This window comes from Massilia sp. BAP21, from assembly GCF_057801335.1.
This window is the reverse complement of the sequence record NZ_CM173596.1, coordinates 3,772,550-3,799,548: the sequence shown is the minus strand read 5'-3', so window position 1 is coordinate 3,799,548 and position 26,999 is coordinate 3,772,550. Positions and strand designations below refer to the sequence as shown.

Annotated in this window: 23 protein-coding genes; 10 read left to right on the top strand and 13 right to left on the bottom strand. The window is 65.3% G+C overall.

The features are described 5' to 3' along the window. Nucleotides 1–18 precede the first annotated feature (18 nt). Both ACWYRN_RS16760 and ACWYRN_RS16755 read right to left on the bottom strand, forming a co-directional pair. Nucleotides 19–663: a class I SAM-dependent methyltransferase gene (locus tag ACWYRN_RS16760; protein WP_488688712.1), complete on the bottom strand. Its 645-nt coding sequence runs from the start codon at nt 661–663 to the stop codon at nt 19–21. A 5-nt stretch (nt 664–668) separates the two neighbouring features. Continuing rightward, nucleotides 669–1,607: a CysB family HTH-type transcriptional regulator gene (locus ACWYRN_RS16755; RefSeq protein ID WP_488688711.1), complete on the bottom strand. Its 939-nt coding sequence runs from the start codon at nt 1,605–1,607 to the stop codon at nt 669–671. A gap of 170 nt (nt 1,608–1,777) precedes the next feature. Between ACWYRN_RS16755 and ACWYRN_RS16750 the strand changes: the two genes are divergently transcribed. Genes ACWYRN_RS16750 through cobA form a run of 6 tightly spaced genes read left to right on the top strand, consistent with a single transcriptional unit; the run spans nt 1,778 to nt 7,775 of the window. Further along, a complete protein-coding gene (locus ACWYRN_RS16750; protein ID WP_488688710.1) occupies nt 1,778–3,463 on the top strand; it encodes a nitrite/sulfite reductase in 1,686 nt (561 codons plus the stop codon). Then, the gene (locus tag ACWYRN_RS16745) at nt 3,456–4,016 is read left to right on the top strand and encodes a DUF934 domain-containing protein (protein WP_488688709.1); all 561 of its coding nucleotides are present in this window, start codon (nt 3,456–3,458) and stop codon (nt 4,014–4,016) included. The genes ACWYRN_RS16750 and ACWYRN_RS16745 overlap by 8 nt, the downstream gene beginning before the upstream one ends. Before the next feature lie 10 nt (nt 4,017–4,026). After that, complete coding sequence (locus ACWYRN_RS16740) at nt 4,027–4,743, top strand: phosphoadenylyl-sulfate reductase (protein WP_229438848.1); 717 nt, start codon at nt 4,027–4,029, stop codon at nt 4,741–4,743. 36 nt (nt 4,744–4,779) lie between these two features. After that, nucleotides 4,780–5,718 carry a sulfate adenylyltransferase subunit CysD gene (gene cysD / locus ACWYRN_RS16735; RefSeq protein WP_488688708.1) on the top strand — a complete coding sequence of 313 codons (939 nt, stop codon included), beginning with the start codon at nt 4,780–4,782 and terminating at the stop codon, nt 5,716–5,718. Next, the gene (locus tag ACWYRN_RS16730; RefSeq protein WP_488688707.1) at nt 5,718–7,049 is read left to right on the top strand and encodes a sulfate adenylyltransferase subunit 1; all 1,332 of its coding nucleotides are present in this window, start codon (nt 5,718–5,720) and stop codon (nt 7,047–7,049) included. Before cysD ends, ACWYRN_RS16730 begins: the two co-directional genes overlap by 1 nt. A gap of 12 nt (nt 7,050–7,061) precedes the next feature. Then, nucleotides 7,062–7,775 (top strand): uroporphyrinogen-III C-methyltransferase, encoded by a 714-nt coding sequence (gene cobA / locus ACWYRN_RS16725; RefSeq protein ID WP_488688706.1) that lies wholly within the window; start codon nt 7,062–7,064, stop codon nt 7,773–7,775. Nucleotides 7,776–7,817: 42 nt separating this feature from the next. Here the strand turns inward: cobA and ACWYRN_RS16720 are convergent, their stop codons facing one another. After that, complete coding sequence (locus ACWYRN_RS16720) at nt 7,818–8,264, bottom strand: hypothetical protein (RefSeq protein ID WP_488688705.1); 447 nt, start codon at nt 8,262–8,264, stop codon at nt 7,818–7,820. Nucleotides 8,265–8,534: 270 nt separating this feature from the next. Here ACWYRN_RS16720 and ACWYRN_RS16715 point away from each other — a divergent pair, with 270 nt between their 5' ends. Continuing rightward, nucleotides 8,535–9,587, top strand: a complete 1,053-nt coding sequence (locus ACWYRN_RS16715; protein WP_488688704.1) for an alpha/beta hydrolase — start codon at nt 8,535–8,537, stop codon at nt 9,585–9,587. On the opposite strand, the gene ACWYRN_RS16710 is transcribed toward ACWYRN_RS16715, so the two are convergent. The 3 genes from ACWYRN_RS16710 to lptF are packed head-to-tail and all read right to left on the bottom strand — an operon-like array spanning nt 9,559 to nt 12,307. Next, nucleotides 9,559–9,966 carry a sirohydrochlorin chelatase gene (locus ACWYRN_RS16710; protein ID WP_488688703.1) on the bottom strand — a complete coding sequence of 136 codons (408 nt, stop codon included), beginning with the start codon at nt 9,964–9,966 and terminating at the stop codon, nt 9,559–9,561. The two genes, ACWYRN_RS16715 and ACWYRN_RS16710, sit on opposite strands and share 29 nt — an antisense overlap. Further along, entirely contained in the window at nt 9,966–11,159 is a 1,194-nt protein-coding gene (gene lptG / locus ACWYRN_RS16705; RefSeq protein ID WP_488688702.1) for an LPS export ABC transporter permease LptG, read from the bottom strand. The genes ACWYRN_RS16710 and lptG overlap by 1 nt, the downstream gene beginning before the upstream one ends. Next, nucleotides 11,156–12,307: an LPS export ABC transporter permease LptF gene (gene lptF / locus ACWYRN_RS16700; RefSeq protein ID WP_488688701.1), complete on the bottom strand. Its 1,152-nt coding sequence runs from the start codon at nt 12,305–12,307 to the stop codon at nt 11,156–11,158. Before lptF ends, lptG begins: the two co-directional genes overlap by 4 nt. A gap of 79 nt (nt 12,308–12,386) precedes the next feature. Here lptF and ACWYRN_RS16695 point away from each other — a divergent pair, with 79 nt between their 5' ends. Then, nucleotides 12,387–13,883, top strand: coding sequence for a leucyl aminopeptidase (locus tag ACWYRN_RS16695; RefSeq protein ID WP_488688700.1), 1,497 nt, complete (start codon nt 12,387–12,389; stop codon nt 13,881–13,883). A 259-nt stretch (nt 13,884–14,142) separates the two neighbouring features. Here the strand turns inward: ACWYRN_RS16695 and ACWYRN_RS16690 are convergent, their stop codons facing one another. Beyond that, nucleotides 14,143–14,331, bottom strand: a complete 189-nt coding sequence (locus ACWYRN_RS16690) for a DUF1653 domain-containing protein (protein ID WP_229438838.1) — start codon at nt 14,329–14,331, stop codon at nt 14,143–14,145. Continuing rightward, nucleotides 14,331–14,675, bottom strand: a complete 345-nt coding sequence (locus ACWYRN_RS16685) for a phiTE_015 family protein (protein WP_488688699.1) — start codon at nt 14,673–14,675, stop codon at nt 14,331–14,333. The genes ACWYRN_RS16690 and ACWYRN_RS16685 overlap by 1 nt, the downstream gene beginning before the upstream one ends. Nucleotides 14,676–15,129: 454 nt before the next feature. Here ACWYRN_RS16685 and xth point away from each other — a divergent pair, with 454 nt between their 5' ends. After that, nucleotides 15,130–15,894, top strand: coding sequence for an exodeoxyribonuclease III (gene xth / locus ACWYRN_RS16680; protein ID WP_488688698.1), 765 nt, complete (start codon nt 15,130–15,132; stop codon nt 15,892–15,894). Between the two features lie 24 nt (nt 15,895–15,918). Here the strand turns inward: xth and ACWYRN_RS16675 are convergent, their stop codons facing one another. The 5 genes from ACWYRN_RS16675 to prpB all read right to left on the bottom strand — a co-directional run bounded on the left by ACWYRN_RS16675 (nt 15,919) and on the right by prpB (nt 25,133). Continuing rightward, on the bottom strand, nt 15,919–18,789 hold the full coding sequence (locus ACWYRN_RS16675) for a sensor domain-containing protein (RefSeq protein WP_488688697.1): 2,871 nt from the start codon (nt 18,787–18,789) through the stop codon (nt 15,919–15,921). Nucleotides 18,790–18,963: 174 nt separating this feature from the next. After that, nucleotides 18,964–20,154, bottom strand: coding sequence for a 2-methylaconitate cis-trans isomerase PrpF (gene prpF, locus ACWYRN_RS16670; protein ID WP_488688696.1), 1,191 nt, complete (start codon nt 20,152–20,154; stop codon nt 18,964–18,966). A 289-nt stretch (nt 20,155–20,443) separates the two neighbouring features. Continuing rightward, nucleotides 20,444–23,044 carry a Fe/S-dependent 2-methylisocitrate dehydratase AcnD gene (gene acnD, locus ACWYRN_RS16665; RefSeq protein ID WP_488688695.1) on the bottom strand — a complete coding sequence of 867 codons (2,601 nt, stop codon included), beginning with the start codon at nt 23,042–23,044 and terminating at the stop codon, nt 20,444–20,446. Nucleotides 23,045–23,071: 27 nt separating this feature from the next. Continuing rightward, nucleotides 23,072–24,226: a bifunctional 2-methylcitrate synthase/citrate synthase gene (gene prpC / locus ACWYRN_RS16660; protein ID WP_488688694.1), complete on the bottom strand. Its 1,155-nt coding sequence runs from the start codon at nt 24,224–24,226 to the stop codon at nt 23,072–23,074. Nucleotides 24,227–24,248: 22 nt separating this feature from the next. Continuing rightward, on the bottom strand, nt 24,249–25,133 hold the full coding sequence (gene prpB / locus ACWYRN_RS16655) for a methylisocitrate lyase (protein ID WP_488688693.1): 885 nt from the start codon (nt 25,131–25,133) through the stop codon (nt 24,249–24,251). A gap of 201 nt (nt 25,134–25,334) precedes the next feature. Here prpB and prpR point away from each other — a divergent pair, with 201 nt between their 5' ends. Beyond that, nucleotides 25,335–26,969: a propionate catabolism operon regulatory protein PrpR gene (prpR, locus tag ACWYRN_RS16650; protein WP_488688692.1), complete on the top strand. Its 1,635-nt coding sequence runs from the start codon at nt 25,335–25,337 to the stop codon at nt 26,967–26,969. Nucleotides 26,970–26,999: the final 30 nt, after the last annotated feature.

Below are 26,999 nucleotides of genomic sequence, written 5' to 3'. Positions count from 1 at the left end.
CCACCCTACATGTTTACCTTATTTCAGGCGGCAGGTTAGGATCCAGAAGAACTCGACGCGCTCGATCTTGATTTCCTTGCCGACGTTGCCGATGCGCTTGCGCAGGGCGCTGTCCGACGGGTAGCTCTTCGGCAGCTCGTAACGCTCGCCGTCGAGCGTCTGGATTTCCCAGGTCGTGCCCTCGGCATCGGTGCGCGCCGTGGTTTCGCTAAAGCCTTCGACGAAGGATTCGTCGAGGATCACCAGCAGCACATCTTTTCCAAGACGCTTTTTCAACGAGGCCAGCAGCTTTTCCTGTTCGCCCTTGGTCAGGTGCGACCACAGGAAGCTGACCAAGACTGCCGAGAACTTGCCGATGTCTTCCGGCAAATCAAGCGCATCGGCCACGCGGAAGTTCACCTTGTCGGCCGGCATGCCGCGTTCGCGGGCGATGTCGACCAGGTTGGCGTTGATGTCCAGCGCCAGCACCGACGTCGCCGACTCCGCCACGACTTCGGTCCAGTAGCCGGTGCCGCAGCCCAGTTCCAGCACGGTGTGCCCGCTCAGCAAATTGCCGAGGTGGATGCTCATGTCGTCGATGTCCTCGTCCATGTCGGGCTCGAGGTAGATGTCTTCGACGGCGTCGCCCAGCTGGGCATAGTATTTGGCTAGTGTCGTGCTCATGTTGTTTACAGTTCGTAGTTTTCGCCGCCGCGCATCGCGGCTTCGACCATCTTGCGGTTCAGGCTCGGGGCCAGCAGCTCGATGAAGGTATAGATATAGCTGCGCAGGTAGGCGCCCTGCTTCACCGCCACGCGCGAGACGTTCATGCCGAACAAGTGCCCGACGGGAATCGCGCGCAGGTTGCGGTCGCGCTCGGCGTCAAACGCCATGCCGGCGATGATGCCCACGCCCATGCCCAGCTCGACATAGGTCTTGATGACGTCGGCGTCGATGGCTTCGAGCAGCACGTCCGGCTTCAGTTCGCGCAGGTTGAAGGCGTGGTCGATCTTGCTGCGGCCGGCAAAGGCGCCGTCGTAGGTAATCAAGGGATAGGTGGCGATTTCTTCCAGCGACACCGCCTTCGAGCGCAGCAGGTCATGTTCCGGCGGCAGCACCAGCACGTGTTCCCACTGGTAGCACGGCAGGGTGATCAGGCCATCGATGGCGGCGATCGACTCGGTGGCGATCGCCAGGTCGGCCTGGCCATTCTTGACCATGTCGGCGATCTGCTTCGGGTTGCCCTGCAGCAGCGACAGGCGCACCTTCGGGAACTTGGCCATGAAGGCCTGCACCACCTTCGGCAGCATGTAGCGCGCCTGCGTGTGGGTGGTGGCGATGGTGAAGCTGCCGCTGTCGTGGGCCGCGTATTCCTTGCCGATCCGTTTCAGGCTTTCGATTTCCTGCATGATCAGCTCGACCGAGGCCAGCACCAGGCGGCCCGGTTCCGTCAGGCCGCGGATGCGCTTGCCGTGGCGCGTGAAGATGTCGACGCCCAGCTCTTCCTCGAGCTCGATGATGGCCTTCGACACCCCGGGCTGTGAGGTGAACAAGGCCTTCGCCGCATCGGTCAGGTTGTAGTTCTGGCGCACGGCTTCGCGTACGAAGCGCAATTGATGAAGGTTCATTCCTGTTGTTGTCTGATGTGTGAAAACGCCAGCCGCTATTTTATGCGAATGCTTATACCCCTACCGTATATAAGCAAATAAATTGTCAGTAGTTTGGAATAAAGCCTGCCGCCCTTACCATTCCATCTAGCCTAAAGGGCCGCCTGGCCCTTCCTCATCAGGAAATCTTTATGTACCGCTACGACAAATACGACCATCTCATCGTGCGCGAGCGCATTGCGCAGTACCGCGACCAGGTGGCGCGCCGCCTGAACGACGAGCTGACCGAAGAAGAATTCGTGCCGCTGCGCCTGCAAAACGGCCTGTACATGCAGCGCCATGCCTACATGTTGCGCGTTGCCGTGCCCTACGGCCTGCTGTCCACAAGCCAGATGCGCATGTTCGCCCACATCGCGCGCAAGTACGACCGCGGTTACGGCCACTTCACCACGCGCCAGAACATCCAGTACAACTGGATCGAGCTGGAGCAGACGCCGGACATCCTGACCGACCTCGCGTCCGTGGAAATGCATGCGATTCAAACGTCGGGCAACTGCATCCGCAACATTACCACTGATGAGTTCGCCGGCGTGGCTGCCGATGAGATCATGGACCCGCGCGCCTTCGCCGAGATCCTGCGCCAGTGGAGCACCTTCCACCCCGAATTCATCGCCCTGCCGCGCAAGTTCAAGGTGGCGATCAATGGTTCGGTGGAAGACCGCGCGGCGATTGCGATCCACGACATCGGCCTCACGCTCACCCGCAACGAAGCGGGCGAAGTCGGCTTCAAGTTCATGGCCGGCGGCGGCATGGGCCGCACCCCGATCATCGGCAGCGTGATCCGCGACTTCCTGCCGTGGCAGCACCTGCTCACCTATACCGAAGCCGTAATGCGCGTGTACAACTCGTACGGCCGCCGCGACAACAAGTACAAGGCCCGCATCAAGATCCTGCTGAAGGCCCTGGGCGTGGAGGAATTCTCGCGCCTGGTCGAAGAAGAATGGCAAGACCTGAAGGATGGCCCGGAAACCCTGAGCCAGGAAGAATACGACCGCGTGGCCGCCTATTTCGTGGCGCCGCCGTATGAAACCCTGGACGCCATCGACCCGCTGGCCGCGCATGCCGACAACAAGGCCTTTGCCAACTGGCTGGGCCGCAACGTCAAGCCGCACAAGGTGCCGGGCTATGCCGCGGTCGTGCTGTCGCTGAAGAAAACCGGCGTGCCGCCGGGCGACGCCACCGCCGAACAGATGGATTTCGTGGCCGACCTGGCCGACAAGTACAGCTTTGGCGAACTGCGCGTGACCCACGAGCAGAACCTGGTGCTGGCCGATGTGAAGCAAAGCGATTTGTTCGAGGTCTGGCAACTGGCCAAGTCGAAAGGCCTGGCGACGCCGAACATCGGCCTGCTGACCGACATCATTTCCTGCCCGGGCGGCGACTTCTGCTCGCTGGCGAATGCCAAGTCGATCCCGATTGCGGCGGCGATTGCCGAGCGCTTCGACAACCTCGACTTCCAGCACGACATCGGCGACATCGAGCTGAACATCTCGGGCTGCATCAATGCCTGCGGCCACCACCACGTCGGTTCGATCGGCGTGCTCGGCGTCGACAAGGACGGCAGCGAGTGGTACCAGGTGTCGATCGGCGGCGCGCAGGGCAACAACGCGGCCATCGGCAAGATCATCGGCCCGTCGTTCTCGGCCGGCCAGATGCCGGAAGTCATTGGCCGCCTGCTGAATGTGTACGTGCAGAACCGCTTCGAAGACGAGCGCTTCGTCGACACCGCGCAGCGCTTGGGGCTGGCACCATTCAAGGAACACGTGTATGCCACGCCGATCCCGGCGGGCGAACTGGTTGGGGAAGACCATGCTTGAAGTAGTTCACGAACATATTATTCGCGGCCGTGAAGTCGTGGCCGACGACTGGCGCGTGCTGCGCCTCGAAGAAAACGAGGCGCTTGACGCGGTTGTCGTCCCTGAAGGCAAGGTCATTGTCCCGCTGACGGTCTGGCTGGCGCAGAAGGAAACCCTGTCGCAGCGCGCGGAGCTCGGCGTGTGGATCGCCGCCGACGAGCGTTTCGAAGCGCTGAAGGGCGATGCCGACCGCTTCGCCGTGATCGCGGTGGACTTCCCGAAATTCTCCGATGGCCGCGGCTATTCGATCGCCTACAACGTGCGCAAGCGCCTGGGCTATACCGGCGAACTGCGCGCCATCGGCGACGTGCTGCGCGATCAATTGTTCTCGATGTCGCGTGTCGGCTTCAATGCCTATGCCACGCGCCAGGACCGCTCGATCCACGACGCACTGAAGGGCTTGACCGTGTTCTCGGAAACCTACCAGGCCTCGGTCGACCAGCCGCTGCCGCTGTTCCGCCGCGCCGAGCGCGACGCCAAGCCCGAGCACACCGACATTGGTGCGGGCATCTAAGGACAGGACGATGAGCGATCTCGCCAACCGCGTCGCCGACACGCAAGCCATCCTGGCACGCATCGCCGCCGAGTACACCCCGGCCGTGTTCGCGTCCAGCCTGGCGGCCGAGGACATGGTGCTGACCGACCTGATCCTGAAGAACAATCTGCCAATCGGCATCTTCTCGCTGGAAACCGGCCGCCTGCACAGCGAAACGCTGGCGGTGCTGGATGCAGTCAAGGCCCATTACGGCCACGACATCACCCTGTTCCGCCCGCAAACCGAAGCGGTCGACGCCTACGTGGCCCAGAACGGCCTGAACGCCTTCTACGACAGCGTCGAGATGCGCCGCGAATGCTGCCGCATCCGCAAGGTCGAGCCGCTCGGCCGCGCCCTGGCCGGCAACAAGGCCTGGATCACCGGCCAGCGCCGCGCCCAGTCCGCCACCCGTTCGGAGCTGTCGACCCAGGAAGACGATCCGGCGCACGGCATGACCAAGTTCAATCCGCTGGCCGACTGGACCGAAGAACACGTCTGGGAATACATCCGCGCCAACAAGGTGCCGTACAACGCGCTGCACGACCGCGGCTACCCGTCGATCGGCTGCGAACCCTGCACCCGCGCGATCCAGCCGGGCGAGGATGTGCGCGCCGGCCGCTGGTGGTGGGAAAACCCGGAATCGAAGGAATGCGGCCTGCACGTGGTCGACGGCAAACTCATTCGTATCAAATCCGTGGCGGCCTGATTCAGTTCCGCTACTCAAGAATACAAGGCAGAATTCATGACGAATCTTTCTGACAGCAACGCCGTCCTCGCCGACGTCAACGCGCGCCACCTCGACGCCCTCGAATCCGAAGCCATCCACATCCTGCGCGAAGTGGCAGCCGAGTGCAGCAACCCGGCCCTGCTGTTCTCGGGCGGCAAGGACTCGGTCGTGCTGCTGCGCCTGGCTGAAAAGGCTTTCCGCCCAGGGAAATTTCCCTTCCCGCTGGTGCACATCGACACCGGCCACAACTTCGACGAAGTCATCGCCTTCCGCGATGCGCGCGTGGCGGAACTCGGCGAGCGCCTGATCGTCGGCTCGGTCGAGGATTCGATCAGGAAGGGCACGGTGCGCCTGCGTAACCCGGCCACCGATTCGCGCAATGCGGCCCAGGCCGTAACGCTGCTGGAAACCATCGCCGAACACGGCTTCGACGCCTGTATCGGCGGCGCCCGCCGCGACGAGGAAAAGGCGCGTGCGAAAGAGCGCATCTTCTCCTTCCGCGACGAATTCGGCCAATGGGACCCGAAGGCCCAGCGTCCGGAACTCTGGGACCTGTACAACACCCGCGTCCACCCGGGCGAAAACATGCGTGTGTTCCCGATCTCGAACTGGACCGAGCTCGACGTGTGGCAATACATCGCCCGCGAAAAGCTGGCCCTGCCACCGATCTATTTTGCGCACGAACGCCAGGTGATCCCGCGCAACGGCCTGCTGGTGCCGCTGACCCCGCTGACCCCGGCAAAGGAAGGCGAGACCGTGGAAACCCAGACCGTGCGTTTCCGTACCGTGGGCGACATCTCCTGCACCTGCCCGGTATCGTCCGATGCGGCCACCGTGGAAGCGATCATCGCCGAAACCGCCGTCACCCAGGTGACCGAGCGCGGCGCCACGCGCATGGACGACCAGACCTCGGAAGCCTCGATGGAAAAACGCAAGAAGCAAGGATATTTCTGATGAACGCACGCATTGACACCCCCGCTGACAACCTGACCCAGCATAGCCTGCTGCGCTTCATCACCGCCGGTTCCGTCGACGACGGCAAGAGCACGCTGATCGGCCGCCTGCTGTACGACAGCAAGGGCATCTTCGCCGACCAGCTGGCTGCGGTATCGCGCTCGAAGCACAAGCGCACCGTGGGCGACACCATCGACCTCTCGCTGCTGACCGACGGCCTCGAAGCCGAGCGCGAGCAAGGCATCACCATCGACGTCGCCTACCGTTATTTCGCCACGCCGAAGCGCAAGTTCATCATCGCCGATACGCCCGGCCACGAGCAGTACACGCGCAACATGGTCACCGGCGCCTCGACCGCCGACGCCGTGATCATCCTGGTCGACGTGTCGAAGGTCAAACTCCGTGAAGACGGTGGTGTCGACCTTCTGATTCAAACCAAGCGCCACTCGACCATCGCCAAGCTGCTGCAGATCGAGCACGTGATCGTCGCCGTCAACAAGATGGACCTGGTGAACTACGACCAGGCCGTGTACGAGCGCATCGTCGCTGCCTACGGCGAGTTTGCGCAATCGCTGGGCCTGAAGGACGTGACCGCGATCCCGCTGTCGGCCCTCTCCGGAGACAACGTCGTCGACCGTGGCGACAACATGGACTGGTATACCGGCCCGACCCTGATCGAGCTGCTGGAGTCGCTGTCGGTGTACGACGAAGCCCACGATGCACCGTTCCGCTTCCCGGTGCAGCTGGTCGCCCGCCACAACGGCCACGAAGCCAACGACTTCCGCGGCTACATGGGCCGCATCGAATCGGGCCGCGTGGCGGTTGGCGACACGCTGACGGTGCAGCCCTCCGGCCAGACCGCGACCGTGAAGGACATCGTCACCTTCGACGGTTCGCTGCAAACGGCCAGCGCCGGCCAGTCGGTGACCCTGCTGCTGAACGAGTACCTCGACATCTCGCGCGGCGACACGCTGGCCGGCGCCGCGGCCCCGGCGACCCTGCTCAAGCAGGTCGTGGCCGACGTCTGCTGGATGTCGGACGAGCCGCTCGATGTGCGCCGCAAGTACTGGATCAAGCACGGCACGCGCCAGACCGCGGCCAAGGTGACGAAGGTGGACACCTTGCTCGACGTGAACACCCAGGAGCGCAAGCCCGTGGACGGCGCGGCCCAGGGCCTCAAGTTGAACGACATCGCGCGCATCCACCTGACCGTGCAGCAGCCTCTTGCCGCCGATGCCTACGCCGACATCCGCGCCACCGGCGCCTTTATCCTCATCGACGAAGTCACCCACCAGACTGTCGCAGCGGGTATGATTCGCCTGGATAACTAACAGGAGTAGCGGATGGCGGGGAAGGTCTACCTGATCGGCGCCGGCCCTGGTGCGGCCGACCTGATCACGGTGCGCGGGGCGCGTTTACTGGCACAGGCCGAGGTCGTGCTGTACGACGCACTGGTGACACCCGAGATGCTGGAACTGTGCGCGCAGGCCGAGCTGATCTCGGTCGGCAAGCGTTCCGGCCAGCGCTCCACGGCGCAGGATGCGATCAACAAGCTGCTGGTCGATTGCGCTTTCAAGTACAGGATGGTGGTGCGCCTGAAGGGCGGCGACCCGATGCTGTTCGGGCGCGCCGACGAGGAACTGCGCGCGCTCGAGCTTGAAGGCATCGAGGTCGAGGTCGTGCCCGGGATTACCACCGCGGTGGCCGCCGCCGCCGCGACCCGCCAGCCGCTCACCAAGCGCGGCGTGGCGCGCAGCGTCGCCTTCTTCACCTCCAGCACCGCGCCGGACGAGCCGGAACAACCCGCCCTGCCCCATACCGACACCATGATCCAGTACATGGGCGGACGCGAAGCCGCGGCCACGGCGGAACGCCTGCTGGCGCAAGGGCGCAGCGTGGACACGCCGGTGGTGGTGGTGGAAAACTGCAGCCGCGCCGATGAACGCATTGCGCGCCTGACGCTGGCCGACCTGGCGCGTGGGCTGGATGCGGCGCAGGGGCCGGTGCTGGTGATGATCGGGGAAGCGCTGCGGCTGCGCGAGCACCAGGCTTTGTAGGGTGGACGGGTTCCCCGTCCACCCTACGAGCACGCTATCAAGCTACCCCGGGCAATGCGCCCGCGCCCCATCGTATTCCTCGATCTGCAGCACCAGCTTATCGGCCGCCGCCCAGGTATCGGCCGCGATCCGGTTCAGCTGCGCGATCGCCGCTTCCAGCCGCGCGCCGGTGCGGCCGCGGCATTCCTTCACGTGCCAGGCCGCCAGGTCGCGCCGCATCTCGCTCAGGTCGTCCTTCAGTTCGCTCAGCATGCGCCGCAGGTTGCGGTCGGCGTCGACCCGGCCCTCGATGCTGCCGGCGTTCAGGTGGCCCGACATGATGCCGATCTTGGTGCGCATGGCGCCGACGCGGCGTGCGGCGGCATCGATGCGGCGCGCGCAGCGGATCTCGACCACCAGCGCCGCCGGCAGGCGGGCAGCACGGCGCAAGAAGGCCTGGACAGGCCCCAGCAGCGTGGCAACAAGGTGCTTCAGGAACGGTGGAAGCATGGTGCGGGCCGGTTGGTTGGAAGGCGGCCCGTATGGATGAGCCGGAAATGCCCGAGCAGTGTGGGTGGTTTCCGAACAAGTGTCAAACCGGCGCGCGGTGCGATGCCATGATTCGGAACAATCCGTGGCGTGTTCGCCGCATTCCTTGTCAAGACCGCATCGGAAACCTTGCCGGAACGGCAGCTTCCTGCGCCCGGAGGGACGCCAGCGCACAGTGCGCGCGCAACGCGGCGGTTAGCATGGGCCCATCGCTCCTGATAACACACCACGATGAACACGATACCGCTGGACGCCGCCACCCTGGCCGAAGCCGGCCGCTTCAACCGCAAGCTCGCATGGGCGCCGCGCTTCGGTGTGCGCAACCGCTTTATGCCGATGCTGGGCCAGGCCCTGCTGCGCGTGTCGCAAATCGGCGCCGACGCCAGGCTGGAACGAAGCGGCATCCGCGTCGAACAGCGCATCGCCGAAGCCGATGGCCTGCGCGTGCCGGTGCGGATCCTGCGGCCGGCGCCTGGCCCCTCGACGCCGAAGGCGTTGGTCATCGACATCCACGGCGGCGGCTGGGTGATCGGGAATGCGCGCATGGACGACCGCTTCAATGCCGCGCGCGTGCAGGCGCTCGACGCGGTGGTGGTCTCGGTCGACTACCGCCTGGCCACGCGCACGCCGCTGCGCGACATCATGGACGACTGCCTGGCGGCCGTGCACTGGGTGCTGGACGGCGGCTTGCCGGCATACCGCGCGCTGCCCGTGTTCGTGGTCGGCGAATCGGCCGGCGGCCACCTGGCGGCGGGCGTGCTGCAGCGCCTGCAGGCCCGCCCGGGCCTGCTGCGGCGCATCGCCGGCGCGGTGCTGTTCTACGGCGTCTACGACCTGGCCGGCAGCCCGAGCGTGCAGGCCGCCGGGCCGGATACCCTGGTGCTGGACGGCCCCGGCATGCCGGCGGCGCTGCGCCTGCTCACGCCCGGCATGAGCGACGCCGAACGGCGCCGTGCGCCGCTGTCGCCGCTGTACGGCGACTTGATCGGCATGCCGCCGGCCTGGATGGCCGTCGGCGACATCGACCCGCTGCGCGACGATACCCTGGAACTGGCGCAGCGCTGGCGCGAGGTGGCGGACGTGGAACTGAATGTGCTGCCGGACGCGCCGCACGGCTTCGTCCACTTCCCGACGCGCATGGCGCAACTGGCGCTGGCGCGCAGCCATGCCTGGATGCGCGAGCAGATCGCGCGCCATGCGAAACGGGAGACAGAGGAAGAAGAAAGCGAGACGGCCAGTCTCGCCGTGGAGGCAATCAGCCCGGCGCCGGGCCGAGCATGCTGAGGCAGTAGTCGCGCATCGCCGCCAGCACGTTGGCGTCTTCGCCAACGGCGCCGGCCACCTGCAGGCGCAGCTCCGGATGCGCCGCGCGCAGTGCATCGGCCAGCTGCGGCAGGTCGCGCAGCAGATGCCCGCCCTGCCCCAGGAACACCGGCACCACCGTCACGTCCAGCACGCCGCGCGCAACCAGGCTGGAGACCACCTCGGGCAGGCGCGGCTCCATCAGTTCGAGAAAGGCGAGCGCCACCTCGGTGCCGGGCTGCTGCACCGCGGTCTGCGCCTCGATCAGGGCGCGCAGGCGCTCGAAGGGCGCGGCCCAGGATGCAGCGCGCGCGCCGTGGGCGAACAGGACCAGTGCGCGCTTGTCGATGGGTGCGTTCATCAGTGCCGCTCCACCCAGCGCAGCGCGCCGATCGCCAGCAACAGGAACAGCAGGCTCGGCGCCGCCGCCGTCACGAACGCCGGCCAGGTCGAGAGCACGCCCAGGTGCGAGAACAGCGAGTTGATCAGGATGAAGCTCACCCCGATCATGATGCCGATGAAGATCTTCAGGCTGACGCCGCCGCTGCGCGTGTGCAGGTAGGCGAACGGCAGCGCCAGCGCCATCAGCACGAAGATCGCCAGCGGGTCGATCAGCTTTTTCCAGAACGCGATCTGGAAGCGCTCGCTCTCCTGGCGGTTTTCCACCAGGTGGCGCGAATACACGGCCAGTTCGTTGGCCGACATGCGCTCGGGGTCGCGGCGCGAGACCTGCAAAATCTTCGGCGTGATCTCGGAGGCCAGGTCGAGGCTCTCGACGCGGCGCGTGGCCACCGCGCTGGTCTCCTGGCCGAAGGTGCTCTGGATGGTCTGCCCGGCCGGCACCGGCGCGCCCGGCTCGGGCAGCGTGCGGCTGTTGGAGAACACGGTTTCGGTGACGTTCTGCAGGCGCCAGGTGCCGTTGCCGCGGAAGCTGGCGCTGGCCGCGGTATAGATGGCGCGCATGCGCATCGACGGGTCGAATTCGTACACGCGCACGTCGAGCAGCTGGCCGTCGGCGGCGATCTGGCGCGCGTTGAAGAAGCGCGAACCGGTGACCGGGCCGCGCGCGCCGTTCGGGCCCGGCGCGTGCACGTTATCCTTGGTCCACATCCCCGAGCGGAACTCCGAGGCCAGCGTCGCGCCCTTGGCCGACAGGCGCACCTTTTCCGCCAGCGGCGCGGTGCGCGGCGTGATCAGCTCGCCGAAGATGAAGGTGATCACGACAAACACGATGCCGATCTTGAACAGCATCCAGCCGGCCATGCGGGTCGACATCGAGGACGCGCGCATGATGGTGAATTCCGAGCTTTGCGCGAACTGCGCCATCGCGTAGATGGTGCCGATCAGCGCCGCCACCGGCATTACCTCGTACACGTGCCCGGGCAGCATCAGCGCCACGTAGATCAGCGCATGCTGGAACTGGTAGTTGCCCTTGCCGACCGACGGCAGTTCGCCGGTCAGGTCCATGAAGGCGATCAGACCGAGGAAGGCGAACAGCACGAAGACCACGGCCTGCGCGATGTTCACCGCAAAATAGCGTTGCAGGACTTTCATCGCGCGCTTCCTCCCGCCAGCTCGGGCGACTTGCGCAGCATCCGGCGGCGCTTCCAGGTATTGAGCCACACCAGCGGGTGGTAGCGGTGGTTCACGTTCAGGCGCCAGGCGAACAGCATCACCACGATCAGCGCCACGACCAGGTGCAGCGGCCACCAGGCCAGCGCGAAGTCGAGCTTGTCCTTCTTGACGCTGGCCTCGACCATCTTGACCAGGTTGTTATAGGTGAAGAAGATCAGCAGGGCGAGGATCAGGTTGGCCGAACTGCCGGCGCGCGGGTTGACGAAGCCGAGCGGGATCGCCAGCAGCACCAGCACCAGGCAGACGATGGGCGAGGAAATGCGCGACAGCAGCTCCGAGCGCGTGTACTGGTTGTCGACGGCCAGCAGCATGGCGGTGGACTGGGCGTCGAGCGGCACGTCGGTGCCGAGCACCGGCACCTTGGTGGCCACGCGCATGCTGTAGCGTTCGAACTCCATCGACTGGTAGTCGGCCTGGCCCGGCACGCCCTGGTAGCGGCGGCCGTTCTTCAGCACCAGGAACTGGCCGCCCTTGCCGTCGGATTCGATCACGCCTTCCTTGGCCACGACCACCGAGTTGCTGGCGCCCTGCAGGGAATTGACGAACACGTTCTGGACCACGGTCGACCCGTTGGCGCTGCCCTCCACGAAGAACACGCGGTCGGCCGACGAGGACTCGCGGAACTGGCCGGGGGCCACGCGCTTCAGGTCTTCGCGCTTCTCGAAGCGCTGCACGAACTCGGTGCTCTTCATCTTGGCCCAGGGCGTGACGAACAGCGACAGCACGGCCACCAGCAGCACCATCGGAATGCCGAACACCAGCACCGGGCGGATCCAGCGCAGCAGCGACTGGCCCGAGGCGAACCAGACCACCATTTCGGAATCGCGGTAGGTCCGCGTGAGCACGACCAGCACCGAAATAAAGCTGGTGAGAGTCAGGACAGTTGGCAGATAATTCAGGGATTGGAACGCGATCAGGGCGACCACGTCGCCCGATGCGACACGCCCGCCAGCGGCCCGGCCAAGAATGGCGATCAGGGTCCAGGTAATACATACCGAGAACAGCACCGTGAAGGTTGCTCCGGCCGCGCTGGCCAGTTCACGGTACAAGGCGCGTGAAAAAATCATTCGATAGTTATAATTGCAGGTTGAGCAGTAGCCGCACTTGTATTCGCATGCTGCGCACAAAACGAAACGGGAGAATCAAATGGACTTTAGCATAAAAGCATTCGACACAAAAAACACCCTGGCCGCGGCCAAGACCGGCTGTGTGGCAGTGGCGGTGTTCGAAAACAAAAAACTGTCGCAGGCTGCGAAAGCCCTCGATCAAACCGGTGAAATCACGGCGGCATTGAAATCGGGCGACATCAGCGGCAAGGCCGGCTCGACCCTGCTGCTGCGTGGCGTGGCCGGCGTGACTGCGGCGCGCGTGCTGCTGGTGGGCATGGGCGCGGACGAAGTGGTCAGCGAAAAGAATTTCAGCACCGCCGTGAACGCGACCCTGAAGGCCTTTGCTTCGCTCGGCACTGCGGATGCCATTATCGCATTTCCAACCACCGAAGTGAAAGAGCGCGAGCCTGAATGGGCATTGCGCAGCATCGTGGTGGCCGCCAACGAAAGCGAATTCCGCACCGATACGCAAAAGAGCAAGAAGGACCCTGCCCTGACCGGCGTGCGCAAGATCACCGTCGCCGTGCCGCTGGCCAGCCCGCAGGCCAAGGCCTCGCTGGCGCAGTCGATCGCGATTGCCAACGGCATGGCCCTGACCAAGGAACTGGGCAACCTGTCGCCGAACGTCTGCACCCCGACCTACCTCGCCACCGTCGCCCGCAAGCTGGCCGACGACCACGGCTTCGACATCGAAGTCCTGGAGCGCAAGCAGCTCGAAGCCCTGAAGATGGGCAGCTTCCTGTCGGTGACCAAGGGCAGCGACGAAGCGCCGAAGTTCATCGTCCTCAAGCACATGGGCGGCGGCAAGAAGGATGCGCCGGTGGTCCTGGTCGGCAAGGGCATCACGTTTGACACCGGCGGTATTTCGCTGAAGCCCGGTCCTGGCATGGACGAGATGAAGTACGACATGTGCGGCGCCGGCTCGGTGCTGGGCACCTTCCGCGCCATCGGCGAGATGGGCCTGAAACTGAACGTGATCGGCATCGTGGCTGCCTGCGAAAACATGCCGTCGGGCCGCGCCTCGAAGCCGGGCGACATCGTCACCGCCATGAACGGCCTGACCATCGAGATCCTGAACACCGACGCCGAAGGCCGCCTGATCCTGTGCGACGCCCTCACCTACGCCGAGCGCTTCAAGCCGGCGGCCGTGGTCGACATCGCCACCCTGACCGGTGCCTGCATCGTTTCGCTGGGCCACCACAACAGCGGCCTGTTCACCCGCCACGACGCCGCCCACGACGCCCTGGCCGACGAGCTGCTGCAGGCAGGTAAGGAAACCGGCGACGGCGCATGGCGCCTGCCGATCGGCGAGCAGTACAACGAGCAGCTGAAGTCGAACTTCGCCGACCTGGCGAATATCGGCACCCCGGGCGGCGCCTCGATCACCGCGGCCTGCTTCCTCGAGAACTTCACCCGCAACTACACCTGGGCCCACCTGGATATCGCGGGTACGGCGTGGAAGAGCGGCGCATCGAAAGGCGCGACCGGCCGTCCGGTGCCGCTGCTGACGACCTTCCTGATGAACCGTGTGTGATTGACGGTTAGACTGGAATGAAAACGGGCCGCAGATGCGGCCCGTTTTTTATGCAGCGACGGTGAAATGGCGGTTTTTGTAGGGTGGGCACCTGTGCCCACGCGGTATAGCACAGCCGAATGATATCGACGTCAATCAACGCCGATACGTATGCACATGGGATGTTGGCGGCCGCCGCGTGAACGCGAACGGTGAGACAGCGTGGGCACAGGTGCCCACCCTACAACGGCGAACCGGTGGTCAGTTCACGCGGCGCGAATCACGACACCGGCGCAAACCTTGGCGTCATCACGCCATCGACATCGACCAGCTCGAAGAACACGCTTTTCGGACGCGCCCAGATCGACCCATCCGCCGCGCGGTAGATGATCATGGGCGTGAGGTCGGCCTCGAGCGTGGCTTCGCAGACCAGCTCGTAGAGGCCACCCTTGTAGTGCCGGTATTGCATCAGGCCTGGTCGGCCGTTGCTTTTTGACGCTTCTTGAGGCCCTGGATGACCTTCAGCACGCCTTCCATGCCGGCAGTCTCGTCGAGGTCGCTGAACGCGTCGAGCACCTCGTTGAGCACGCGGTTGCGGACCGCGGCTTCGTCCTGCTGCATGGCTGGGGCGGCGCCCTGCTCGGGGAATTTCGACGGCGTCTCGCCTGCCGCCTTGGCACCGTGCGCCAGGGCCGCCTGCCAGATCACCCAGCGGCGCTGGGTTTCGTAGACGAGGTATTCCTCGGGCTTGTCTTCACGACGTCGAACAATGTGGCCATCGCGTTGGGCCCACGCTTCAAATGCACTGCGCATCTCTGTCCTTTTCATATGGGTACGGAAACTCGCTATCGAAACAGCAATATTTCCTATAGTACCATTTTGTTGCAAAACTATTGTCACGAATGCATGCAATCGTGCGGGCCTGCCGGAGTGGACATTGAATGGTTCAGCCCGCCAAATGGCATACTACATCGCAAGTTATGCGAAAACAACTACAAGTTCCAGAATAGTAACGATTGCCGGCTGTGGGTTTCCACGATTGAAATGTTACATTCCGCCCCGTCGCCGGCCCCGGATGTCGCACTCATATATTTTAAATCACAAATCTGGCTCTTGAGCATCGGGATTGCATTTTAAGCAAATCGCATGACGGGGCGGCGGGCGGAGGCGCATCTTGTGGGAGCTTGCAGGATTCGTGGCCAGCACCGATACTGCGCACCTGCCAGGCCGGAGGGTCCGCCTGGCGCCTTACCTACCACGCGCATACATGAAAATAGCCACCTGGAACGTTAATTCGCTGAAGGTCCGCCTGCCCCACTTGCTGAAGTGGCTCGAGACCAGTCCGGTTGACGTACTCTGCCTTCAAGAGACCAAGCTGACCGACGATAAGTTCCCACTTGCGGAAATTAATTCTGCCGGTTATCAGGTTGCCTACACCGGCCAGAAGACCTACAACGGCGTTGCCATCCTCTCGAAATTCGCGATCCTTGACGTAGTCAAGAACAACCCGCGCTTCGAGGACCCGCAGCAGCGCATCATCGCCGCCACCATCGAGGGCGTACGTTTCGTGTGCGCCTACATCCCGAACGGCCAGGCGGTTGATTCGGACAAGTACGTCTACAAGCTGGCCTGGCTGAAGGCCCTGCACGAGTGGCTGGGCGAGGAAATGCGCCAGCATCCGCAACTGGCCCTGCTGGGCGACTACAACATCGCCCCGGAAGACCGCGACGTGCACGACCCGGCCGAGTGGGAAGGCAAGATCCATTTCTCGGACAAGGAAAAGGCCGCCATGACGGCCCTGGTCGACCTCGGCATGGTGGATGCCTTCCGCATGTTCGAGCAGCCGGAAAAGCAGTACAGCTGGTGGGACTACCGCATGATGGCCTTCCGCCGCAACCGCGGGCTGCGCATCGACCACATCCTGCTGTCGACCGAGCTGGCCAGGCGCTGCACGGCCTGCACCATCGACCGCGAGCCGCGCACCTGGGAGCAGCCGTCGGACCATACGCCGGTGATTGCGACCCTGGGTTGACATCGTGGGGTGGGCCGGGCCACCCTAGCGTGCATCGTCGGCCAGCAAAGCGCGCGTCGCCTCGCTATCGAGCGCCTTGGCAAATAGCCAGCCCTGCACGTACTGGCAGCCGTAGCCGCGCAGCAGCGCCAGCTGCTCTTCGGTCTCCACCCCTTCCGCCACCACCTGCAGCTGCAGGCTGTTCGCCAGCGCCATCACGGCCGCCACGATCGCGCGGTCCTCGCTGCTCGCCTCCAGTTCGCGGATGAAGGCGCGGTCGATCTTGATCTTGCGGACCGGGAAGCGCTTCAAATAGGCCAGGCTCGAATAGCCGGTGCCGAAGTCGTCGATCGACAGGCGCATGCCCATGCGGTTGATCTGGCCCAGGATCTCCAGGGTCTGCTCGCTGTGCTGCATCAGCGCCGATTCGGTGATCTCGAATTCCACCAGGGTCGGGTCGATCCCGGTCTCCTCGACGATGCGCCGGATCGAGGCCACCAGCGCGCGGTGCATGAACTGGCGTGCCGACAGGTTGATCGCCAGCGGCACCGCCGGCAAGCCCTGGCGCTGCCAGGCCATGCTCTGCTCGCAGGCGCGGCGGATCACCCATTCGCCCACCGGCACGATCATGCCGTTCTCCTCCAGGATAGGAATGAAGTCGTCCGGCAGCGCCAGGCCGAGGCCCGGGCGGCGCCAGCGCAGCAGCACTTCCAGCGCATGCACGCGGCGCGTGGCCATGTCCATGATCGGCTGGTAGTAGGGTTCGAACTCGCCGTTCGCCAGCGCCGTGCGCAGGCTGGTTTCGAGCTCGAAGTGGCGCGCCGCGGCCTGGTTGATGCGCTGGTTGAAGAACTGGTAGTTGTTGCGCCCGGCCGCCTTGGCGTGGTACATCGCGGCGTCGGCATGGCGCATCAGGGTCTCGACATCCTTGCCGTCGTCCGGATACAGGCAGATGCCGATCGAGGGCGAGATGTGCAGGCTGTGGCCGTCCACCGGCACCGGGGCGGCCAGGGCCTCGATGATCTTGTCGCCCACCGCATCGCATTCCAGGCTGGCGTGCACGCCCGGCACCAGCACCACGAATTCGTCGCCGCCTAGGCGCGCCACGGTATCGCTGGCGCGCACCGCGCGGCATAGGCGGTTCGCCACTTCCTTGAGCAGGTAGTCGCCGGTCAGGTGGCCGAGCGAATCGTTGATCGTCTTGAAGCGGTCGAGGTCGATGAACATCACGGCCAGTTTCGTGCCCGAGCGCCCTGCCGCCAGGATCGCCTGCTCCATGCGGTCGGCGAGCAGCGCGCGGTTCGGCAGGCCGGTCAGGCTGTCGTGGTAGGCCATGTGGTGCACGCGCGCCTCGGCCTGGCGCCGCTCGAGGATCTCGTCCTGCAGCAGGGCATTCGCGCCGGCCAGTTCGGCGGTGCGCTCGGCCACCCGCACTTCGAGCTCGTCGCGCGCGCGCCGCACTTCCTCGGCCGCTTCGCGTTGCGCCGTCACGTCGTCCACCATCCAGACACTGCGTCCGCCGGGGTTGTCCAGGTCGAAGGGCCGGCCGGACAGCCGCGCCCAGAACACTTCGCCGTCGCGCCGCATCAGGCGGTGTTCGGACACGTGCACGCGCCCGGCCGCGAAGTCGCGCGCGGTCTCGGCGCGCGCCGCCTGCCAGCCGTCGCTGTCCGGATACAGCGAGCGCACCGACACGCTGCTGATGGCGCCCGCGCCGCAGCCGAACAGCTCTTCCATCTTGCGGTTGCAGTGCAGGATGTGGCCGTTCTCGACCACGGCGATGCCCAGCACCGCGCTGTCGAGGATGGCCTGGTTTTCGAGCAGCGCGTCGCGCAGCGATTCTTCGCTGCGCTTGTGTCGGGTGCGGTCCTCGACGATCCAGGCATTGCCGTGCGACGGCTCGTCGGGATTGACCATGAAGCCGATCAGCTGCACCCACAGCGGCGTGCCGTCGGCGCGTACCATTGCGGTCTCGGTGGTGTAGGAGCGCCCCAGCGCGAACTGTTCAAAGGCCGCGGCGCCGATGGCGTCGCAGGCCGCGTCGTCGGCATACAGGCCGCGCACGTGAACCGGCAGCGCGCTGCCGGCCGGGTAGCCGAACATCTCGCGGAAGCCGCCGTTGCAGCGGGTGATGGCGCGTTCGCGCGTGAAGATGATGGCCAGCGCGGAATTGGTCAGCAGCGCCTCGACTTCGAGCTGGGCGCGGCGCGCCTCGGTGATGTCCTCGACGATCCAGATGGTGCCGGCCTCGCGCCGTCCCGGTTCGACCAGGTGGGCGCGCACGTGGCACCAGAACAGCGTGCCGTCGCGGCGGCGGAAGCGCTGGCCCGATTTCTCGAACACCTGCCCCTGGGCCAGGGTGCCGAAGGCGCCGTCCATGAAGCTGGCAAAGGCTTGCGGCGATTCGAACATCTCGACCGGCTCCACCTGCGCCAGCTCCTGCGCGCTGTAGCCGGCCATCGCGGCCAGGCGCGGATTACAGCTGAGCATGCGGCCGTCCTGGGTGAACAGGATGCCGACCGGCGCGTTCTCGATCAGCACGCGCTGCTCCAGCACCGTGGTACGCAGTGTCTCGCGGCCCTGCTCGTAGGCGCTGACATCGGCAAAGACGAAGCTGGCGCCGCCACCCTCGCGCAGCGGCTGGCCCTGCACCTGCACCGGCACTTCGCCGCGGCGCGTGGCCAGCACGCCGTGCCAGTGGCAAGGCAGGTGCAGCGCTTGCGCCAGCTGGCCGGCCGCGGTCTGGACGGCGGTGTCGTGAAACAGCCCGGGCAGCGTGCGGCCCAGCGGCGAATCGTCGAATAGCGCCGCCAGCGCATCGTTGGCGGCAATGATGAGGCCCGCGCCGTCGCAGGCGCAGGCAGGTGCGCCCAGCAGCCGCAAGGCATCGGCGACGAGGGCGGGTTGGCTCGGCATTCTGTCCATCTTCAGGTGCATCCCAGACTGCAGCCTCTGAATCCGGGCCGCTTTTCGTTGCCAGATGATAAACCACGTTCGAGAAAAACTACTAGCACAAAGGAAATATTAGAAGCAAAAACGGGCAGGTGGCGTCGTATTGACGCCACCTGCCCGCTCCTTTGTGCATCCCGATCAGAAAGTGTCGCCCGGCACCCGCACCCAGCCTTCCATCAGCACGCGCGCGCTGCGGCTCATCACTGCCTTGGTCACGCTCCATTCACCATTCGCCTCGACCGCCTCAGCGCCCACGCGCAGGGTGCCCGACGGATGGCCGAAGCGCACCGCGCTCGGCTTGCCGCCGCCGGCGGCCAGGTTGACCAGCGTGCCCGGCACCGCGGCGGCGGTGCCGATGGCCACTGCCGCCGTGCCCATCATCGCGTGGTGGAGTTTGCCCATCGAGAGCGCGCGCACGACCAGGTCGATGTCGTCGGCCTCCACTGCCTTGCCGCTGGAGGCGGTGTAATCCAGCGGCGGCGCGACAAAGGCCACCTTGGGCGTGTGCTGGCGCCCCACCGCTTCGTCGGCGTGCTTGATCAGGCCCATGCGCACCGCACCGCAGGCACGGATAGTTTCGAACAGCACCAGCGCCTTCGGGTCGCCGTTGATGGCGTCCTGCAGCTCGGCGCCGGTGTAGCCGATGTCGGCCGCGTTCAGGAAGATGGTCGGGATGCCGGCGTTGATCATGGTCGCGCGCAACGTGCCGACACCCGGGACTTCCAGGTCGTCGACCAGGTTCCCGGTCGGGAACATCGAGCCGCCCGCGCCTTCCTCGTCGGCGGCCGGGTCCATGAATTCGAGCTGGACTTCGGCGGCCGGGAAGGTCACGCCGTCGAGTTCGAAGTCGCCGGTTTCCTGGACTTCGCCGTTCGTGATCGGCACATGGGCGATGATGGTCTTGCCGATGTTGGCTTGCCAGATGCGGACCGTGGCCATGCCGTTGTCGGGCACGCGCTCCCTGTCGACCAGGCCGGCGCTAATGGCGAACGAGCCGACGGCCGAGGACAAGTTGCCGCAGTTGCCGGACCAGTCGACGAAGGCCTTGTCGATCGAGACCTGGCCGAACAGGTAGTCGACGTCGTGCTCCGGTTGCGTGCTTTTCGCGACGATGACGGATTTGCTGGTGCTGGAGGTGGCGCCGCCCATGCCGTCGATCTGCTTGCCGTAGGGGTCGGGGCTGCCGATCACGCGCAGCAGGAGTTTGTCGCGGGCCGGGCCAGGTTGTTGGGCAGCCTCGGGGAGGTCTTGCAGGCGGAAGAAGACGCCTTTGCTGGTGCCGCCGCGCATGTAGGTGGCGGGGATTTTGATTTGGGGTTGGTGTGCCATGTGTTCGTTGATCCTGTTTGATTGCGCAGGCGACGATGTGCCGTATTTGGTAGGGTGGACGGCTCTGCCGTCCACGCGTTCAACCTACATGCGCTTCGCTGCTCGTGTATCGAACGATCATCCGCCGCTTGAACGCGTGGACGGGAAACCCGTCCACCCTACGGATGCATCGGTCCGGGGCTGCGGATATCGTAGGGTGGGCCGGGCCGCGCAAGGCACTCCGTGCCCACGCGGTTACGTGTTCCAAACAACGCCGCGGACGGTAACTACCCGCCCGCGAACGTCTCCGTCAGGCCGCGACCTTCGACGACGCCAGGAAGTCCTGCGCAAACCGCTGCAGCACCCCGCCCGCCTCGTAGATCGACACTTCTTCCGCCGTATCCAGCCTGCAGGTCACCGGCACCTCGACCCGCTCGCCGTTCTTGCGATTGACCACCAGCGTCAACTGCGCACGCGGCGTACGCTCGCCGACCACGTCATAGGTCTCGGTCCCGTCCAGCCCCAGCGTCAAGCGGTTCACGCCCGGCAGGAACTCCAGCGGCAGCACGCCCATGCCGACCAGGTTGGTGCGGTGGATGCGCTCGAAGCCCTCGGCCACGATCGCTTCCACGCCCGCCAGGCGCACGCCCTTGGCCGCCCAGTCGCGCGACGAGCCCTGGCCGTAGTCGGCGCCGGCCACCACGATCAGCGGCTGCTTGCGTTCCATATAGGTCTCGATCGCTTCCCACATGCGCGTGACCTGCCCTTCCGGTTCGATGCGCGCGAGGGAACCGGCGCGGACAGAACCGTCCGCATTGCGTACCATCTCGTTCTTCAAGGTCGGATTCGCAAACGTCGCGCGCTGGGCCGTGAGGTGGTCGCCGCGGTGGGTGGCGTAGGAGTTGAAGTCTTCCTCCGGCAAGCCCATCTTGAACAGGTATTCGCCGGCCGCGCTGTCGCCCATGATCGCGTTCGACGGTGACAGGTGGTCGGTGGTGATGTTGTCGCCGAGGAGCGCCAGCGGACGCATGCCGGTAAGCGAACGCACGCCGGCCAGCGCGCCTTCCCAGTACGGCGGGCGGCGGATGTAGGTGCTCATCTCGCGCCAGTCGTACAGCGGGCTGACGGTTTCGCCATCGTCGGCCACGCGTGCGAACATCGGCGTATAGACCTTGCGGAACTGCTCGGGCTTCACGCTCTGTTCGATCGCGGCGTCGATCTCGGCGTCGCTCGGCCAGATATCGGCCAGCTTTACCGGCTGGCCATTGTTGTCGATGCCCAGCACGTCCTTCTCGATATCGAAGCGGATCGTGCCGGCAATCGCGTAGGCGATCACCAGCGGCGGCGAGGCCAGGAAGGCCTGCTTCGCGTACGGGTGGATACGGCCGTCGAAGTTGCGGTTGCCCGACAACACGGCGGTTGCGTACAAATCGCGCTCGACGATCTCCTGCTGGATGACCGGGTCCAGCGCGCCGCTCATGCCGTTGCAGGTGGTGCAGGCAAAGGCCACCACGCCGAAGCCCAGCTTCTCCAGTTCCGGCATCAGGCCTGCTTCTTCCAGGTACAGCGACACGGCTTTCGAGCCCGGCGCCAGCGAGGACTTGACCCAGGGTTTACGCAGCAGGCCGCGCGCATTCGCGTTACGGGCCAGCAGGCCGGCGGCGATCATGTTGCGCGGATTGTTCGTGTTGGTGCAGCTGGTGATGGCCGCGATGATGACGGCGCCATCCGGCATGCGGCCCGGCTCGTTCTCGACTACGCCGGCGATGCCGCGCGCCGCCAGTTCCGAGGTCGGCACGCGCTTGTGCGGGTTCGACGGGCCGGCGATATTCCGCACGACCGTCGACAGATCGAAACGCAGCACGCGCTCGTATTCGGCGGTGACCAGCGCATCGGCCCACAGGCCGGTTTCCTTCGCGTACAGCTCGACCAGTTTCACGGTCTCGTCTTCGCGGCCGGTGAGCTTCAGGTACTTGATGGTCTGCTCGTCGATGTAGAACATCGCGGCAGTGGCGCCGAATTCCGGCGCCATGTTCGAAATGGTAGCGCGGTCGCCCAGGGTCAGGTTGGCCGCGCCTTCGCCGTAGAACTCGAGGTAGGTGGACACCACTTTCGAGGCGCGCAGGAACTCGGTCAGGGCCAGCACCACGTCGGTGGCGGTGATGCCCGGCTGCGGTTTACCGGTCAGTTCGACGCCGACGATGTCGGGCAGGCGCATGTAGGACGCGCGGCCCAGCATCACGCTTTCGGCTTCCAGGCCGCCCACGCCGATGGCGATCACGCCCAGCGCGTCGACCATCGGGGTGTGCGAGTCGGTGCCGACCAGCGTATCCGGGAAGGCCACGCCGTCCTTGGTCTGGATGACCGGCGACATGCGTTCCAGGTTAATCTGGTGCAGGATGCCGTTCCCGGGCGGGATCACGTCCACGTTCTGGAAGGCCTTCTTGGTCCAGTCGATGAAGTGGAAGCGGTCTTCGTTGCGGCGATCCTCGATGGCGCGGTTCTTGGCGAATGCGTCGGGGTCGAAGCCGCCGCACTCCACCGCCAGCGAGTGGTCGACCACCAGCTGGGTCGGCACCACCGGATTCACCAGCGCCGGGTTGCCGCCCTCCAAAGCGATGGCGTCGCGCAGGCCGGCCAGGTCGACCAGGGCGGTCTGGCCCAGGATGTCGTGGCAGACCACGCGGGCCGGGAACCAGGGGAAGTCGAGGTCGCGTTTACGCTCGATGAGTTGCTTCAGCGACGGCACCAGCGACACGGGATCGCAGCGGCGCACCAGGTTTTCGGCCAGCACGCGCGAGGTGTAGGGCAGCTTGTCCCAGGCGCCGGCTTCGATCTCGTCGACGGCTGCGCGCGCATCGAAGTAATGCAGATTGGTGCCGTGCAGGGGTTTGCGGTATGCGTTGTTCATGGTGAAGCTCGGTATCCAGGCAATGCGTTATTTACGGTCGGCGATCGGTACGAATTGGAGGTCTTCCGGACCGACATAATTCGCGCTCGGGCGGATGATCTTGTTGTCGATGCGCTGCTCGATGATGTGGGCGGCCCAGCCGGAGGTACGCGAGATGACGAACAGCGGCGTGAACATCGCGGTCGGCACGCCCATCATGTGGTACGACACGGCCGAGAACCAGTCCAGGTTCGGGAACATCTTCTTCACTTCCCACATCACCGATTCCAGGCGCTCGGCGATGTCGAACATCTTCATCGAGCCGGCGCTTTGCGACAGCGTGCGCGCCACTTCCTTGATGACCACGTTGCGCGGGTCGCTGATGGTGTACACCGGGTGGCCGAAGCCGATCACGACTTCCTTGTTCGCCACACGGTTGCGGATGTCGGCCTCGGCTTCGTCGGCGTTTTCGTAGCGCTTCTGGATGTCGAGCGCGACTTCGTTGGCGCCGCCGTGCTTCGGTCCGCGCAGCGCGCCGATGGCGCCGGTAATCGCCGAGTGCATGTCGGAGCCGGTGCCGGCGATCACGCGCGCGGTGAAGGTCGAGGCGTTGAACTCGTGTTCGGCGTACAGGATGAGCGAGGTGTGCATCGCGCGCACCCATTCGTCCGACGGCTTGTGACCGTGCAGCAGGTGCAGGAAGTGGCCGCCGATCGAGTCGTCGTCGGTTTCGGTTTCGATGCGCTTGCCGTTGTGGCTGTAGTGGTACCAGTACAGCAGCATCGAGCCGAACGAGGCCATCAGGCGGTCGGCGATGTCGCGCGCGCCGGCGACGTTGTGGTCGTCCTTTTCCGGCAGCGCGCAGCCCAGCGCCGAGACGCCGGTGCGCATCACGTCCATCGGGTGGCTGCCGGCCGGCAGGGCTTCCAGCGCCAGCTTCACCGCTTGCGGCAGGCCGCGCAGCATTTTCAGCTTGGCCTTGTAGCCGCGCAGTTCGGCGCCGGTCGGCAGCTTGCCGTGCACCAGCAGGTAGGCGATTTCTTCGAATTCGCAGGAATTGGCCACGTCCAGGATGTCGTAGCCGCGGTAGTGCAAATCGTTGCCCGATTTGCCGACCGAGCACAGGGCGGTGTTACCGGCGGCGACGCCCGACAGGGCCACGGATTTCTTCGGCTTGAAGGTTGGGGTTTGTTGTTCGCTCATGTTGGTCTCCAATTCAGTCGGTTTATTTTTTCTGGGCTGCGAACAGGGCGTCGAGCTTCTGTTCGAAGTCGTGGTAATTGATGCGCTCGTAGAGTTCGGCGCGGGTCTGCATGGTGTCGACCACGGCTTGCTGGCTGCCATCGCGGCGAATCGCAGTGTAGACGTTTTCGGCCGCCTTGTTCATGGCGCGGAAAGCGGACAGCGGGTACAGCACGATGCCGACGTCGGCGGTCTTCAGTTCGTCGACCGTGAACAGTGGAGTCGAGCCGAACTCGGTGATGTTGGCCAGGATCGGCACGCCGACGGCTTTCGCGAACTTCGAATACATGGCCAGGTCGGTCATCGCTTCCGGGAAGACCATGTCGGCGCCGGCTTCGACGCAGGCCACGGCGCGGTCGATGGCGGCGTCGATGCCTTCCACGGCCAGCGCATCGGTACGCGCCATGATCACGAAGTTCTCGTCGGTACGGGCATCGACTGCCGCCTTGATGCGGTCGACCATCTCCTGCTTGGACACGATCTCCTTGCCCGGACGGTGACCGCAGCGCTTGGCGCCGACCTGGTCTTCGATGTGCATGGCGGCGGCGCCGAACTTGATCATCGACTTCACAGTGCGCGCCACGTTGAAGGCCGAGGAACCGAAGCCGGTATCGACGTCGACCAGCAGCGGCAAATCGCAGACGTCGGTGATGCGGCGCACGTCGGTCAGCACGTCGTCCAGGTTCGAGATGCCCAGGTCAGGCAGGCCGAGCGAACCGGCCGCGACGCCGCCACCCGACAGGTAGATGGCCTTGAAGCCGGCGCGCTTGGCCAGCAGGGCGTGGTTGGCGTTGATGGCGCCGACAACCTGCAGCGGCGATTCTTCCTGGACGGCGCGACGGAACAGTGCGCCTGGCGATTGGATCATGGGGTCTCCTGATGGTTCGACAAATGAATAAGCTGGTAATTGCAAAGAGCGTGCCAGCGCGGCCGACACGGTTTGGGCTGTCGAAAAGCCTGATAGTTCAGGGGTTTAGCGTGGAGCAGCCTCCTGCATCAATATCCATGGTGTTTCAACGATGTTTCACCGTGAAACATCCCTGCAACATCGTTGCAGTAGAATTGCAACATGCGCCCTCTCTCTCCTCTCCCCCAGGAAGTCGACAAGCCGGTCATCTGGACCGTCTCGGTCTCGCGCCTGTCCGACCTGCTGCGCGACATCACGCTCGAGTACGACCACCTCGCCACGATCGAGCCGATCAACCTCGGTTTCGATGAAGCGGCGCGTCATATCCGCGAACGCATGGCGAGCGAGCGCTGCGATGTGGTGATTGCCGCCGGCTCGAACGGCGCCTACCTGAAGGGCCGCGTCTCGGCGCCGGTGGTGGTGGCCAAGGCCAGCGGCTTCGACGTGATGCAGGCACTGGCGCGGGCGCGCAAGGTGTCGAGTCGCATCGGCGTGATCAGCTACCAGCAGCCCTTGCCCGAACTGGCCGACTTCAGCACTACCTTCGGCCTCACCATCGCCCAGCGCACGTATGTGACGCGCGAGGATGCACGCGCGGCGATCAAGGAGATGAAAACGGCCGGGATCGAAGTCGTGGTCGGCGCCGGCCTGATTACGGACCTGGCCGAGGAAGCGGGACTGACCGGTGTGTTCCTGTACTCGGCGGCTTCGATCCGCCAGGCTTTCGACGATGCGCTGGAGCTCGCCCGCCTGACCCAGCTGGAAGCGAACCGCATCCGGCGTGGGCCGGCGAACGAGCCGCGGCGCGCACGGCGCGGCCTGAACGACCTGCGCGGCGAATCCGAAGCCATGGAAAGACTGCGCCAATCGGTGGTGCTGTATGCGCGCTCGCCGGCGACGGTCCTGATCCAGGGCGAGACCGGCAGCGGCAAGGAACTCGTGGCCCAGGCCATCCACCGCGAAGGGCCGCGCAACCTGGGCGCGAACCGGCCCTTCGTGGCGGTGAATTGCGGCGCGATTGCCGAGTCGCTGCTGGAATCGGAACTGTTCGGGCACGAGGAAGGCGCGTTCACCGGCGCGCGCCGTGGCGGCCATGCGGGATTGTTCGAGGCGGCCAATCGCGGCACGCTGTTCCTCGACGAGATCGGCGAAATGCCGCTGGCCCTGCAAACGCGCCTGCTGCGCGTACTGGAAGAGCGCGAAGTGATGCGCGTGGGCGGCACGCGGCCGGTGCCGATCGAGGTACGCGTGATCAGCGCCACCCACTGCGACCTGGAAGCGCGCGTGCGCGAGGGGCGCTTCCGGGCCGATTTGTTCTATCGCCTGGCGGTGCTGCGCCTGGCGCTGCCGCCGCTGCGGGCGCGCCTGCCGGACATCGCGCCGCTGGCGGAATGGTCGCTGAAGCAGTCGCTGGCGGCGCTGGGTGCGCGGCCGCATCCGAACCTGCATGCGGAACTGACGGCCTGCGCGCCGCTGCTGGAGCGCTATGGCTGGCCGGGGAATGTGCGCGAGCTGCGCAACCTGATGGAGCGCCTGGCCCTGTTCCTGGCGGCGGAGCCCTTGCAGGCGCTGACGCCGGGCTTCCTGCTGGCGGTGGCGCCGGAGCTGGGGCAGCCCGCACTCCCGGCCTTCCCTGAAGCGCCAGTTACCGCGCCGCCCCTGCCGGCTGCGGAGGCTGCGTCGACTGAAACAGCGGCCGACATCGTGGCACGCTTCGGCGGCGCGCGCGACGCAGCCGCCCGGCATCTGGGCATCAGCCGGACCACCTTGTGGCGGCGACTGAAAAACGGTACGTGAGCAGGTGCTCAACAAGCCACTTGCCTGGAA

What these genes read in the sequence shown, in the direction of transcription:
- prpF (WP_488688696.1), bottom strand. Translation starts at nt 20,154, where the DNA reads ATGGCACACCAACCCCAAATCAAAATCCCCGCCACCTACATGCGCGGC.
- ACWYRN_RS16745 (WP_488688709.1), top strand. Translation starts at nt 3,456, where the DNA reads ATGCTTGAAGTAGTTCACGAACATATTATTCGCGGCCGTGAAGTCGTG.
- ACWYRN_RS16740 (WP_229438848.1), top strand. Translation starts at nt 4,027, where the DNA reads ATGAGCGATCTCGCCAACCGCGTCGCCGACACGCAAGCCATCCTGGCA.
- ACWYRN_RS16690 (WP_229438838.1), bottom strand. Translation starts at nt 14,331, where the DNA reads ATGCAATACCGGCACTACAAGGGTGGCCTCTACGAGCTGGTCTGCGAA.
- ACWYRN_RS16695 (WP_488688700.1), top strand. Translation starts at nt 12,387, where the DNA reads ATGGACTTTAGCATAAAAGCATTCGACACAAAAAACACCCTGGCCGCG.
- ACWYRN_RS16715 (WP_488688704.1), top strand. Translation starts at nt 8,535, where the DNA reads ATGAACACGATACCGCTGGACGCCGCCACCCTGGCCGAAGCCGGCCGC.
- prpR (WP_488688692.1), top strand. Translation starts at nt 25,335, where the DNA reads ATGCGCCCTCTCTCTCCTCTCCCCCAGGAAGTCGACAAGCCGGTCATC.
- ACWYRN_RS16730 (WP_488688707.1), top strand. Translation starts at nt 5,718, where the DNA reads ATGAACGCACGCATTGACACCCCCGCTGACAACCTGACCCAGCATAGC.
- lptG (WP_488688702.1), bottom strand. Translation starts at nt 11,159, where the DNA reads ATGAAAGTCCTGCAACGCTATTTTGCGGTGAACATCGCGCAGGCCGTG.
- ACWYRN_RS16720 (WP_488688705.1), bottom strand. Translation starts at nt 8,264, where the DNA reads ATGCTTCCACCGTTCCTGAAGCACCTTGTTGCCACGCTGCTGGGGCCT.
- prpC (WP_488688694.1), bottom strand. Translation starts at nt 24,226, where the DNA reads ATGAGCGAACAACAAACCCCAACCTTCAAGCCGAAGAAATCCGTGGCC.
- xth (WP_488688698.1), top strand. Translation starts at nt 15,130, where the DNA reads ATGAAAATAGCCACCTGGAACGTTAATTCGCTGAAGGTCCGCCTGCCC.
- ACWYRN_RS16750 (WP_488688710.1), top strand. Translation starts at nt 1,778, where the DNA reads ATGTACCGCTACGACAAATACGACCATCTCATCGTGCGCGAGCGCATT.
- ACWYRN_RS16675 (WP_488688697.1), bottom strand. Translation starts at nt 18,789, where the DNA reads ATGCCGAGCCAACCCGCCCTCGTCGCCGATGCCTTGCGGCTGCTGGGC.
- acnD (WP_488688695.1), bottom strand. Translation starts at nt 23,044, where the DNA reads ATGAACAACGCATACCGCAAACCCCTGCACGGCACCAATCTGCATTAC.
- lptF (WP_488688701.1), bottom strand. Translation starts at nt 12,307, where the DNA reads ATGATTTTTTCACGCGCCTTGTACCGTGAACTGGCCAGCGCGGCCGGA.
- ACWYRN_RS16685 (WP_488688699.1), bottom strand. Translation starts at nt 14,675, where the DNA reads ATGCGCAGTGCATTTGAAGCGTGGGCCCAACGCGATGGCCACATTGTT.
- ACWYRN_RS16710 (WP_488688703.1), bottom strand. Translation starts at nt 9,966, where the DNA reads ATGAACGCACCCATCGACAAGCGCGCACTGGTCCTGTTCGCCCACGGC.
- cobA (WP_488688706.1), top strand. Translation starts at nt 7,062, where the DNA reads ATGGCGGGGAAGGTCTACCTGATCGGCGCCGGCCCTGGTGCGGCCGAC.
- prpB (WP_488688693.1), bottom strand. Translation starts at nt 25,133, where the DNA reads ATGATCCAATCGCCAGGCGCACTGTTCCGTCGCGCCGTCCAGGAAGAA.
- ACWYRN_RS16760 (WP_488688712.1), bottom strand. Translation starts at nt 663, where the DNA reads ATGAGCACGACACTAGCCAAATACTATGCCCAGCTGGGCGACGCCGTC.
- ACWYRN_RS16755 (WP_488688711.1), bottom strand. Translation starts at nt 1,607, where the DNA reads ATGAACCTTCATCAATTGCGCTTCGTACGCGAAGCCGTGCGCCAGAAC.
- cysD (WP_488688708.1), top strand. Translation starts at nt 4,780, where the DNA reads ATGACGAATCTTTCTGACAGCAACGCCGTCCTCGCCGACGTCAACGCG.